Below are 12,506 nucleotides of genomic sequence, written 5' to 3' on the forward strand. Positions count from 1 at the left end.
TGGGATGTTGGAAAAGTAGGTCGTTGCGGGCTTTGTTGTTTGTCTGCTTTAATTCTTATATTATTAATCTTGGTTTTTTATAATTGTTGCTTTCTGTCTAAGTGTAAAGTATTAGTTTTTATTTTTTAATTAGGTTTTATTGATTAAATGTAGTAATATTTTCATATATGTTTTTATGTTATTGGGTTTATTTGTCTTTTTAAATTTAGTTTTTTATAAGTTTTTATTTATTGTTTTTTAAGAAATTGTATTTATTGGTTTAATCTGTTGATTTTTATTAAACAGTCTTTTTAATGGAAAATTGCAAATCATGGTGATAAGACACTAAAGTATGATGCTCTCGTTCTGTGAGAATATAGGTTAATAGGTGTTAATAAAGAGATGATTTTATTAAATTATTATTTTTATAATACTAAAGCTAAAAAACGTATTGAAGCTTTAAAATGTTAAAGGTATATGCTTCTTATCTAACTTGTGGTTTAGCTAATAAAAAAGTTCGCATGACGTTATCTTAACTTTGATAATCGGTCTAAAATAAGCGTGCCAAAAGACTTCAAACGCGGTGCAAATTTTCACTTCAAATGTCAGCTTTTTAAGATGTATGCAAACAGTAGCTACTTAATGGCGTTAAAGAGCACAGCTAAAAGAGCAAAAGAGAGTAAACTAGATATGGAGTATGCTCTTTTTGGTCTTGGTCGTGATGCTGACGCTAAAAAGAGTGTGTTTAAAGCACCGACTGTTAGAACGGATGCAGTAGCTGGCGAAATGGCAGGCTTATTTTATTTATTGGCTAAAGGCTCAGCAGCATTTGCAAGCGGCAAGAGTGGCAACGTTATAGCGTTTGATAGCTCAGACGATTGGAAAGGCACTCCAGCAGCGCTAACTGAAACTGCGCTATCTCAACTACTTCAAAATATTTGGGATGCAGGCACAACTCCAAAAGACGTGTTTATCGGTGCTGAGTTAAAGCCAGCTATCAATAAAATAGTGCTTAGATATCATTCTCGACGTCAAATAATTATTTTAATATTAAAATTTGTCACTGAAAGATTGATATTTGGCATCATTAAAGCAATAATATTTATATTTTTAGAGAATTTTGTTTGAATTCAGCCAACAAATTTGCCGACATGGCAAATTTGTATGGTTTTTAATTCAAAACATCCAAAAATATTTCACTAAATTCAGCCTATTTTTTCCTCAAGAAATTCAAAAATTTCTTGTGATTTTTCATTTAGCGACTCTTTTGGGATCTGCAAGAAGGTGCCTTCTTTTAAGATCAAAGCTATAAATTCATCAGTTTCGCAAGTGCCAAGAAATGCACCATATGAAAAATGAACCGTGCTCGTTGTCGTGACAAACAAGACCACATCATCATATATAACGATCTCTTGTTCGCGCTCAACATCGATTTTTGAGTAAATGGTTTTAGTAAATAAAATTGGTTTAATTATAGCCGCATAAATGTAGAGCAAGACCATGCCGACACAAAGAACAATGGCTAAATTTCTTGCCAAAAAAGAGACGTCAGTCATATCTGAAATAACTATTAAATCGTTCTCAAAAACATCAAAGAGCACAACCAAAGCTACTGCGCATAGCATAGCAAATGGCAGTTCGATCATTCTCATTAAAAATACAAATTTATTTTTTTTATAGACGGTGCGTGAGATTTCGCGTAGTAGCTTTTTAAATTTAGCATCGTTTTTTATACTAAATTTCGCTCTAAATTTTTCATTTTGCATGTTTTTTCTTTAAATTTTGGCTAAATTTCATCCGTGACTATCTCTATCTTGCTTGCATCAACCAAGCTGCCGTCTATGATGATCTCCTCTATCTTGCCAGCTCTTATGACGCCACTTTTTGGATTTTTTACGCTTTTCACGCTGCTTTTGGTGCTCACATCGACGCTTGAATACTCAAAAGCAAGACTTGTATCCATAAAAGCGCAGTCCTTCACGACCAAATTTTCCACATAGCAAAGTGCTTGCAAGCTCTTTATCGTGCAGTTTATGAGCGTCACATTTTTTGCGTTCCAGGCTAGGTATTCGCCTGAGATTAGGCAGTTTTGTGCGACCACGTTTTCGCAGTTCCAAAAGGCATCTTTTGAGATGAGCTTTGAGTTTGTGATACGAAGGTTTTTGCAGCCATCAAAGCAGTAGTTGCCGTCCAAGCTTAGCCCATCAACCTCTAAATTTTCGCTATTTGCCCCAAAATAATCCCCTTTTGCAAAGATATTTTTTATCTTCACATCCGAGCATCCCCAAAGTGTCTCGGCGGCATCTGAGAAATTTACATTTTCAAGTAAAATTTGCGAGCTTTTTCTAAAGCTTTTTGGCGCATTTATGAGCACGTCTTTGAAGCTTAAATTTGTGCTGTACCACATGCCAGCCCTTGCTAGAGGCTCAAAGTATCCGCCATTTAGCGTGATGTCGCTTGCGTACCAAAGTGGATATTTGTAGGCAAAAATGCACTCGTTTAGCTTTAAATTTGAGCTGTGTTTTAGCGGCGACTCGCCATTTTCAAAGATGCAGTTAGTAAAATTTAACCCCTTTGCCCTAAACATCGCGCGTTCTCCTGTGAAAATTTCAGCCTTTCTCTCTTGCATTTTTGTCCTTTATTAAATTTTTCTTTTAAAATTATACTGATTTTCTCAAAATTTATTGCAAAGTGCCATTAAATTTACTTTAAAGACGCAAAGCGTTATAATCGCCCCAAAAAAGGAGCAAAAATGGGTTTAAAATCAGACTCTTGGATAAGGAAAATGTCGGTCGAAAAAAAGATGATCGTGCCATTTGCCGAGGAGCAAGTGGGGCGTGGCGTCGTTAGCTACGGCGTTTCTAGCTATGGCTATGATATCCGCGTGGGCGATGAGTTTAAAATTTTCACAAACATCGGCGGAACCGTCGTTGATCCAAAGAATTTTGATGAGAAAAATGTGGTTGATTTTAAAGGCGACGTCTGCATCGTGCCACCAAATTCTTTTGCTTTGGCGCGCACGATCGAGTACTTTAACATGCCTGATAACGTGCTAGCGATCTGTCTTGGCAAGAGCACATACGCAAGATGTGGTATCATCGTAAATGTGACGCCTTTTGAGCCTGGATTTAAGGGGCATATCACGATAGAGATCTCAAACACAACGCCGTTACCTGCGAAAATTTACGCGAACGAGGGCATTGCGCAGGTGTTATTTATCGAGGGTGATGAGCCTTGCGAGGTGACTTATGCTGATAAAAACGGCAAATACCAAGCCCAAGAAGGCATCACACTGCCTAGAATTTTGAAGTAATTTTCATGCCTTTGCGATTTTGCAAAGGCTAAATTTATCTCCCACTTTTTATAAAAACCCTAAACAATAACGAAATTTTGACGAAATAGAAGTTAGAAAGAGCGAAGCTTTGATAAATAAATTTTAAATTTGGCACAGCTTTTGCTTAAAAATTTATAAATAATAATTCAAATTAGCCATTTATAAATCAAAAAAATGACTAGCAAAAAGGCGCAAAATGTTTAACAACAAATCGATATTGATCACCGGCGGAACAGGAAGTTTTGGTAAAAAGTACACCGAAATTTTGTTAAAAAAATATAAGCCAAAAAGGCTAGTCATCTATTCACGCGATGAGCTAAAGCAATATGAAATGGCTCAAGTCTTTAAAGACAAGGCGATGCGTTTTTTCATCGGCGATGTGAGGGACTATAAGCGCTTAAGAACTGCGATGAACGGCATAGACTACGTCATTCACGCAGCTGCGATGAAACACGTACCAATCGCAGAATACAATCCAATGGAGTGCATCAAAACAAACATAGATGGCGCTCAAAACGTTATAGACGCCTCTTTGGAGTGTGGCGTTAGCAAGGTGATCGCACTCTCAACTGACAAAGCGTGCAACCCTGTAAATTTATATGGAGCTACAAAGCTAGCCAGTGACAAGCTCTTTGTCGCTGCGAATAACATTGTTGGAGACAAAAAAACAAGATTTAGCGTCGTAAGATATGGAAACGTTGTTGGCTCTCGTGGATCAGTCGTGCCGCTTTTTAAAAAGCTGATCGCACAAGGAGAAAAAGAACTTCCTATTACGCATGAGAAGATGACTAGGTTTTGGATCACGCTTGAACAAGGTGTAAATTTCGTCCTTAAAAACTTTGAGAGGATGAAAGGCGGCGAAATTTTCATACCAAAGATCCCATCAATGACGATGGTAGATCTCGCAAAAGCCCTTGCACCAGACCTTGGCGTCAAGATCATAGGCATTCGCCCAGGAGAAAAGATGCATGAGATGATGATCTCAAGAGACGACGCGCATCTTACATACGAATTTGATGATTACTACGTTATTAGTCCGTCTATTCAGTTCTTAACAGCGCAAGACTTCTCTACAAATGCTCTTCATCAAAAGGGCAAACCAGTTAGTGAGGACTTTGAATATAGCTCAAATACAAATAAAATTTGGCTCGATAGAGCAGGTCTTCTTGAGATGATAGGAGATGCTAAATGATCCCTTACAGCCGTCAGCAGATCACAGAAGAAGATATCAAAGTAGTAGCAGATGCGCTAAGAGACGACATCTTAACAGGTGGCCAAAAGGTCAGTAAATTTGAAGAGGAGCTGGCAAAGTATATTGGTGTAAAGCACGTGATCGCCATGAACTCAGCCACTTCGGCCCTTCACGTAGCCTATCTTAGCCTTGGCGTAAAGGCTGGCGATGAAGTGATCACGACACCCATCACCTTTGCAGCCACTGCAAATGCAGCTTTGATGGCTGGAGCACAGGTAAAATTTTGCGACGTAAAAGCAAATGGCAACATCGACGAAGAGAAAATTCCAGCTCTTATCACGCCAAAGACAAAAGTGATAACAGCAGTTGACTATGGTGGCAACCCAGTAGAACTAGATAAGATCATAAATTTAGCCAAAAAACACGGCATAAAGGTGATAGACGACGCCTCTCACGCCCTTGGTAGTGTGCAAAACGGCGTAAAAGTGGGCGTTAAGGCTGATATTAGCATATTTAGCTTTCACCCAGTAAAGCCTATTACTACGCTTGAGGGCGGCGCGTTAGCCACAAACGACGATGAACTAGCAAGGCTTGCAAGGCTATATAGAAGCCACGGCATCGCTAAAACAAAGCTTTGGGATAGCGACATGAGCTTGCTTGGATACAACTACAGGATCACAGACGTAGCCTGCGCTTTGGGGCTTAGCCAGCTAAAAAGGCTGGACGGCTTTATCTCCAAAAGAAATGAGATAGCTAAATTTTATGATGAGAAATTTAGCGGGTGTGAATATTTTAAAACTATAAATATCCCAGCAAATACAACTAGCTCAAGGCACCTATATCCAGTGCTTTTGGATGAGAAATTTTGGGATAAAAAAGAGCAAATTTTTGAATCACTTTTGCAAAAGGGCGTTGGTGTGCAGGTGCATTATAAGCCAACATATAAATTTAGCTTTTATAAAGCACTGCTTGGCGAAATTTCACTGCCAAATGCGGAGAAATTTTATAGCGCTGAGCTTAGCATCCCTTGCCATCACGGCATGAGCGCGGATGATGCTAAATTTGTCGCGAGCACGCTTTTTGATGTGCTAAAAAGCTTTAGCGAGTAAAAAATGATCTGCATCATACCAGCAAGAGGCGGCAGTAAGAGAATACCTGGCAAAAATATAAAAGACTTTTTAGGCAAGCCATTAATCGCATATAGCATCGAGGCTGCGTTAAATTCTAAAGTTTTTAGCGAAGTGATCGTAAGCACCGATGATGAAATGATCGCAAATGTGGCTAGAGAATTTGGAGCTAGCGTGCCATTTTTTAGAGATGCGAGCCTAAGCGATGACTACGCGACAAGCACTGACGTGGTAAAAGACGCGATAGGGCGCGTAAATTCTGACTTTGACGTCTGCTGCCTCTATGCTACAGCACCGCTTATAACGGCTGAAATTTTAAAAGAGGCCGCAGGGGAGTTTAAAAAGCAGGAGTGTAAATTTTTATTTTCAGCTACTGCGTTTGATTTCCCTATACAAAGGGCGATAAAACTTGATGAAAACGCTAGAGTTAGCATGTTTTATCCACAGTTTGAAAAGACACGCTCGCAAGATCTTGAGCCTGCGTTTCATGACGCTGGGGCGTTTTATTTTGGCAAAAAAGAGGCTTGGCTGGAGTGTAGTGCTTTGTTTGCGCCACACTCAAAGGCATATTTGCTGCCAAGAAATTTAGTTTGCGATATCGACACGCTAGAGGATTTTGAGTTTACTAAGAAGCTTTATTTGATAAATAATGGAAAGATCTGATTGAAAGAATTTAAAGGACTCCCGCAGCTAAAAACACTCGTGCGCGCTGATAGTAGCAGCAAGATAGGGCATGGGCACATCAGGAGAGACCTTTTGCTTGCCAAAAAATTTAGTGACATCTCATTTGCGTCTCTGAGGCTAGATGGTGACATTTTTGATGAGATAAACTACCCTAAATTTAGCCTAATAAGTGGCGAGATAGATGAGCTTTGCGAACTTATAAAAGATAATAAATTTGAGCTTCTCATCATCGATCACTACGGCTTTAGCTTTGAAGACGAAAGAGCTATAAAAGAAAAAACTGGCGTTAAAATTTTATCATTTGATGACACTTACAAAAAACATTTTGCAGACTACATATTAAACGTAAATTTATATGCGCAAAAGGCAAGATATGAGGGGCTGGTAGAAAAAGGCTGTGAGGTATTTTGCGGGAGTGGGTTTTTGCTAGTTAGAGATGAGTTTTATGAAGAAGCGCAGGTAAAAAGGGAGAAAATTTACGACTACGCTATCATTCTTGGAGGTACTGATATCTCAGGGCTAAGTGCTAAAATTTCAGAAAAATTGCTCTTAAAAGGGCTAAAAACAGCCGTCATAACAACTAGCGGAAATAAAAATTTAAGCGCACTAAAAGAGATATCTAGTAAAAACGAAAATTTTAGCCTTTTTGTAGATAGTAAAAACGTAGCAAGGCTGATGAACGAAGCCAAAATGCTCATCATAACAGCAAGCTCGCTTGTAAATGAAGCTTATGTTTTAGGAGCTAAATTTAAAGCCATTTGCGTAGCGGATAATCAAAAGGAGATCTTTGCTTGGCTAAAAGAAAATGGATATGAAGCTTATTTTGGAGATGAAATTTGCTTGAGCTTATAAATTTTACCTCGCTTAGTGGCGAGCAAAAACTGATGGTCTTAAAGTGGCGAAACGACGAGCGTATAGCCAAATTTATGAAAAATAAAAGCGTTGGCAAAGAGGAGCATTTTGCCTTTTTAGAGAGATTAAAGAGCATTCAAGATAAGATCTATTTTTTAGTAAAGGACGAAAGCGAATTTATCGGAGTGGTGAGCTTTGTTGATATCACGAAAGAAAGCTGCGAATTTGGCGTTTATAAAAACCCAGAGCTAAAAGGAGTGGGCAAAAAGCTGCTTGATCTCATAAAAGAGTACGCATTTTTTACATTAAAAGTTGGCTCGCTAAAGGCAAAAGCTTATAACAACAACGAAAAAGCACTCGCACTTTATGAAAATTTCGGCTTTAGAGTCTACGCAAAAGATGATGATTTTAGCTATCTTGAGCTTAAAAATGAAACGGACTAGCGGATGAAAATAGGAAATTTTGATACAGACAAAAAGGTCTTTATAATAGCAGAGCTCTCTGCTAATCACAGTGGTAGCCTAAAAACGGCGGTAGATACGATAAAGGCGGCTAAGCGCGCTGGAGCTGACGCGATAAAGCTTCAGACATATACGCCTGATAGTTTGACTCTAAATTCGCACCTAGACGACTTTGTCATAAAAGGCGGACTTTGGGACGAGCGAAATTTATATGAGCTTTATCAAGAGGCGCTAACGCCAAAAGAGTGGCATGCTGAGCTTTTTAAAGTGGCAAAAGAGGAGGGGCTTATCTGCTTTTCAAGTCCATTTTGCAAGGATGATGCCAACTTTTTAGAGCAGTTTAACCCGCCAGCTTATAAGATCGCAAGCTTTGAAGTGACGGACTATGATTTTGTAGAGTTTGTGGCCAAAAAAGGCAGGCCCATCATCATCTCAACTGGCATAGCCTACGAAGAAGAGATAAGAGACGTGGTGCAAATTTGCAAAAATGCAGGCAATGGCGACATCGCCCTTTTAAAATGCACTTCAAGCTACCCAGCACCTCTAAATGGCATGAATTTACAAACGATAGCTGATATGAGAGAGAAATTTGGCGTTGAAGTGGGCTTTTCAGATCACACTTTAGGCGTGACAGCTCCAGTTGTTGCGGTTAGTTTGGGCGCCAGGATAGTTGAAAAACATTTTATACTTGATAAAAGCGTAAAAAGCGTTGATAGCGCATTTAGCCTTGATGAGAGCGAATTTGCTCTTATGACAAAGTGCGTTAGGGAGGCTGAGGAGCTTTTGGGTGTAGTAAACTACGAGCTAGATGAAAAAGCTGTTTTAAACAGGAGATTTTCTCGCTCGCTTTATGCAAGCGCAGATATAAAAAAGGGTGAAATTTTTAGCGAGCAAAATATAAGGAGCGTGCGCCCAGGATATGGTCTGCATCCTAAATTTCTAAAAGAGCTAATTGGCAAAAAAGCAAAAAGAGATATCAAATTTAGCGAGAGATTAACAAAAGAGGATCTATAAGGAGGAAAAATGGCTATTAAATTTCATGATGGTGTCGTTGCGCCACAAGAAAAAAGTGAAGAGAGGGCAAAAGAATACGCCCAAACTGTCAATAAAATAGAAAATGCTGTTTTTAGAAATAATCTAAATGCGCTATTTTCTCAAGATGAGATTTTGGCTACTAGGCTTTTTTCTTTGGGGGAGCAAAAAAACTATGAAGTATTTATCGGCAAAGATCCGATCGATATAAATATAATAGACAAAAAAACTCTATCTTATGTTTATGAAAAGCCAGCTTCTGATATACAAAATATGCTTGAAGGGCTTGGTTCTCAGTGTAAGCGCTATCCAGTGATGTTTTTCTATGGACTTGGCAACGGAGTGTTTTACAAGGCTTTACTTTATAACCAAACTCACCAGCATATTATTGTCGTCGAACCAGACCTTGAGATACTTTACATCACGTTAAATTTAGTCGATCTATCAAAAGAGCTACTTAGTGAAAGGCTTATCATATTTTATTCAGAGCTTACAACCTATTCGCAAATTTATCAGCTCATGATAGGTCAGGTTTACTCAGTATATGCCAAAACCTATAATTTTCATGTTCACACCCCTTTTTATGATAAATTTGCAGATGACTACAACAAGATAAACCAATTTTTTGTAAGAGCCATTTCGCAGGTTGTAACATCACATGGAAACAGCGTAGATGACCTGCTCCAAGGTGTTAGAAACAATACCCAAAACCTACCTCAGCTTATAAAGGGCTATGTCTATCAAGACCTCATAAAAAAACGAAAAGGTCTTATGGATACGGCTGTGATAGTAGCTACTGGACCAAGCCTAGACAAACAGCTTGATACGCTTAAGAAATTTGCCCCTTATGTTACTGTTATTAGCCTAGATGCCTCTTTGCCGATACTTGCAAAGCACGGCATCAAGCCAGACTATGTTACGTCTATAGAAAGAGTTATAGAAACATCGAGCTTTTTTAAAAAGAGAAATGGAAATTTGGATAAAGACGCATACTTTATCGTAGCATCGCTAACACACCCTCAAAGTGTAAAAAATATTTTGCCAAGACGCTTAGTGCTTACGCTTCGCCCACAGGCCGAATGCTCTATGGGTTTAAACAAGCATGGCTATCTTGGTATAGGACTTAGCACGGCAAATCAGGCCTATCAACTAGCTTATGTGTTAGATCATAAAAATATAGTCTTGATAGGTCAAGACCTAGCCTTTGCACCAGATGGCAAAAGCCATGCAACAGGACATGCGTTTGCCCAGGCAGATGAAAATTTATACACTACAGCTTACGGCGGAATAGGCGAGGTTAGGACGACTTATGTTTGGGATAAATTTAAAAACCAATATGAATCAGACATCGAGTCAACAAACAAAAAAGGCATAAAAAACTACAACTGCACAGAAGGCGGCGCTATGATAAAAGGCACCATTGAAAAACCTTTTATTCAAGTTATGGAGGAGCTCACTCGTGGTAAAGAGCTAAAAAATTTACCTCACATTAGTTTTCCTAATGAAAAAACCATAAAAAAAGAGCTTTTGCAAGCCTATAAATTTATACAAACTAAGATCAAATTTGAAGAAGAGGTAAAGCAAAAGCTTGAAGAGGTCTTTTTAGAAGTCGCTCCAGATATAGACAAAATGATAGAGATAAGAGATAAAGGCGAGCTTAGCGAGAAGCATTTTAAGAAGTTATTATCTATAACAAAAAAGATAGATAAAGCTAAGGAATTTGCAGGAAGGCAAAAGTATAGAAGATATATCGAATACATCTTGTCTATCTCTGTATATTATCAAGAGCTTGAGCTAGCTAAAATTTCAGTTGAGCCTAGTGATGAGGCTATACAAAAGGTAAATAAACTAGCAGAGTGGGTAGAGATGCATAAATATTGGCTATTTTCTCTAGCTGGTGGCTTAGATGCTGAGATAAAAACTACTAAGAAAGCTAGTAAAAATTTACTTAAAGAAGTTAAAAAGCTTGGCCTGATATAGGCTGGGCTTTTAGTTATCCATTAAACCCAGTCCAAATAATTTTATAAAAAGCCTTTAAAGTTTTTTATCTTTGGAGGCTTTTATTTAAAACAATATTTTACATATTGATTTTATTGCTTATAAATTTAAAAAGCCCCAAAGCTAGGCTTTGAGGCTTGGGGGTTTGCGTATTGTAAAAGCATTAACACATTAAGGCTTTGCTACTGCAACAAAGCCCTATTTAAAACTTAATTTAACTAGCTACGTTATTGTAGAAGTTTCATTACGTTTTGTTGAACGCTGTTTGCTTGACTCATAGCATAAGCACCTGATTGAGCTAGGATGTTATGTTTTGAGAAGTTAGCAGACTCGCTAGCAAAATCTACGTCCCTGATTTGTGATTCTGCTGATTTTACGTTAACTTGAGTTACAGTGATGTTATTAACTGTAGCTTGAAGTTGGTTTTGAACTGAACCAAGGTCTGAACGAATTTGGTCAAGTGTTTTTTGAGCTGACTCAGCGATACTCATAACAGCCATCGCGCCAGTTAATGTCATAACACCAGCACTTTGGTTAGATGTCATAGCACCACTATTGTTCATTCTAGTAAAGCCCATAGCAGCAGCTAGAGTTTTATCTATCTGACCTTTGATCTCACGCAAAGAAACAGATGCTTGAGCACCACCGTTGCTATTTGCCTTAGATGACATACTAAAGGCTGCTGATAGACCGCCTAGTGTATTACCAGCGGCACCAGTGCTAACTTTGATATCGCGACCATCAAGTTTAACTAGGTTTAGTCTTCCGATGAACATAGTAGATAGTGCTGCGCCCATTTTTGTAAGGTCATCGCCTTTACCAGCATAACCAAAAACAGCAGACATGTTGTTTGCAACATTAGCTGCATCTGCTTTTGATTTAGCTTGTATAGCGCGGCCATCTACTGAAGTAAGCACTAGCTTACCTTTGTCAAGCGAAGCTGTTACACCAGTTTGGTCTTTAACGGCATTGATAGCGTTTATAAGCGCACCATTTTCGTCATTTGCTTTAACACTAATGTCACCTATGATAACATCGTTTATAGTTAGGTCTTTCAACTCACCAGCTTTAATAGCGTCTTTGCCTTTCCATGTAACATCATAAGTAGCACGAACGCCAGTTTCGTTTGCAACTTTGTTGATGTTCTCTGCTAGAGCACCTACACCTTTACCAAGGCCAGTTGAGAGAGTAGCAGCTTGAACTTTTACGTTGTTTACACCATCTACGTTTACAAATGTAAGGCTGATCGCACCTGCTGCTGTTTTAGTAAGTAGTTTTGAGCTCTCAAAACGTGTAAGACCGATCTTATCAGATGTAGTCGCACCAATACTTGCTTTAACAGTTTGGTTTGAGTAAGCACCTATTTGGAATTCTTTGTTAGAGAATGTTCCGTTTAGTAGTTGCTGACCGTTAAATGAAGTAGTGTTACCGATATTGTCAAGCTCTTCCATTAGACGAACGATATCAGCTTGCAATGCTTGGCGTGATTGAGTTGTTTGGCCGTCTTGAGCTGACTGAGTAGCTTTAGCTTTGATAGTGTCAAGAACTTTTAACTGCTCGTCCATAGCTTTGTCGGCAACTTGAATGATACCAATAGCATCATTACCATTTGCAATAGCTTGACCTAGAGCTGAAGCTTGGCTTCTTAAGCTATCTGCGATAGATAGACCTGAAGCGTCATCTGCAGCTGTTTGGATACGAAGACCAGAACTAAGTTTGTTAAGTGACTTAGATAGGTCAGTGTTGTTGCTAACTGCGTTAGCATGTGTGTTAAGTGCGTTTACGTTTGTGTTAATACGAAAACTCATTGTAAATCCTTTTAATTTTTTTAGTTACGACTTCGTGCC

Annotated in this window: 12 protein-coding genes; 9 read left to right on the top strand and 3 right to left on the bottom strand. The window is 38.6% G+C overall.

The window, feature by feature from the left end; genetic code table 11:
* Positions 1–540: 540 nt before the first annotated feature.
* A complete protein-coding gene (locus tag CVS91_RS08140) occupies positions 541–1,107 on the top strand; it encodes a DUF5309 family protein (protein WP_234409688.1) in 567 nt (188 codons plus the stop codon).
* A gap of 77 nt (positions 1,108–1,184) precedes the next feature.
* Here the strand turns inward: CVS91_RS08140 and CVS91_RS08145 are convergent, their stop codons facing one another.
* Positions 1,185–1,745, bottom strand: coding sequence for a YcxB family protein (locus CVS91_RS08145; protein WP_199906251.1), 561 nt, complete (start codon positions 1,743–1,745; stop codon positions 1,185–1,187).
* A 20-nt stretch (positions 1,746–1,765) separates the two neighbouring features.
* Positions 1,766–2,608 (bottom strand): DUF3737 family protein, encoded by an 843-nt coding sequence (locus tag CVS91_RS08150; RefSeq protein ID WP_107831488.1) that lies wholly within the window; start codon positions 2,606–2,608, stop codon positions 1,766–1,768.
* A 123-nt stretch (positions 2,609–2,731) separates the two neighbouring features.
* On the opposite strand from CVS91_RS08150, the gene dcd reads away from it, so the two are divergent.
* The 8 genes from dcd (at position 2,732) to CVS91_RS08190 (ending at position 10,641) form a co-directional block, all read left to right on the top strand.
* A complete protein-coding gene (dcd, locus tag CVS91_RS08155; RefSeq protein ID WP_002939953.1) occupies positions 2,732–3,292 on the top strand; it encodes a dCTP deaminase in 561 nt (186 codons plus the stop codon).
* 217 nt (positions 3,293–3,509) lie between these two features.
* Positions 3,510–4,505 (top strand): UDP-N-acetylglucosamine 4,6-dehydratase (inverting), encoded by a 996-nt coding sequence (gene pseB, locus CVS91_RS08160; protein WP_002940035.1) that lies wholly within the window; start codon positions 3,510–3,512, stop codon positions 4,503–4,505.
* Complete coding sequence (gene pseC / locus CVS91_RS08165) at positions 4,502–5,614, top strand: UDP-4-amino-4,6-dideoxy-N-acetyl-beta-L-altrosamine transaminase (protein ID WP_107831490.1); 1,113 nt, start codon at positions 4,502–4,504, stop codon at positions 5,612–5,614. Before pseB ends, pseC begins: the two co-directional genes overlap by 4 nt.
* A 3-nt stretch (positions 5,615–5,617) precedes the next feature.
* Entirely contained in the window at positions 5,618–6,295 is a 678-nt protein-coding gene (pseF, locus tag CVS91_RS08170; protein ID WP_107831492.1) for a pseudaminic acid cytidylyltransferase, read from the top strand.
* Entirely contained in the window at positions 6,296–7,168 is an 873-nt protein-coding gene (gene pseG, locus CVS91_RS08175) for a UDP-2,4-diacetamido-2,4,6-trideoxy-beta-L-altropyranose hydrolase (protein ID WP_107831494.1), read from the top strand.
* Complete coding sequence (gene pseH / locus CVS91_RS08180) at positions 7,153–7,611, top strand: UDP-4-amino-4,6-dideoxy-N-acetyl-beta-L-altrosamine N-acetyltransferase (RefSeq protein WP_107831496.1); 459 nt, start codon at positions 7,153–7,155, stop codon at positions 7,609–7,611. Before pseG ends, pseH begins: the two co-directional genes overlap by 16 nt.
* A 3-nt stretch (positions 7,612–7,614) precedes the next feature.
* A complete protein-coding gene (gene pseI, locus CVS91_RS08185; protein WP_107831498.1) occupies positions 7,615–8,643 on the top strand; it encodes a pseudaminic acid synthase in 1,029 nt (342 codons plus the stop codon).
* Positions 8,644–8,652: 9 nt separating this feature from the next.
* Positions 8,653–10,641, top strand: coding sequence for a motility associated factor glycosyltransferase family protein (locus tag CVS91_RS08190; RefSeq protein WP_107831500.1), 1,989 nt, complete (start codon positions 8,653–8,655; stop codon positions 10,639–10,641).
* Between the two features lie 245 nt (positions 10,642–10,886).
* On the opposite strand, the gene CVS91_RS08195 is transcribed toward CVS91_RS08190, so the two are convergent.
* Entirely contained in the window at positions 10,887–12,467 is a 1,581-nt protein-coding gene (locus tag CVS91_RS08195; protein WP_107714352.1) for a flagellin B, read from the bottom strand.
* Positions 12,468–12,506 lie beyond the last annotated feature (39 nt).

Origin of the sequence: Campylobacter concisus (assembly GCF_003048985.1) — a bacterium.
Taxonomy (GTDB): Bacteria; Campylobacterota; Campylobacteria; order Campylobacterales; family Campylobacteraceae; genus Campylobacter_A; species Campylobacter_A concisus_AY.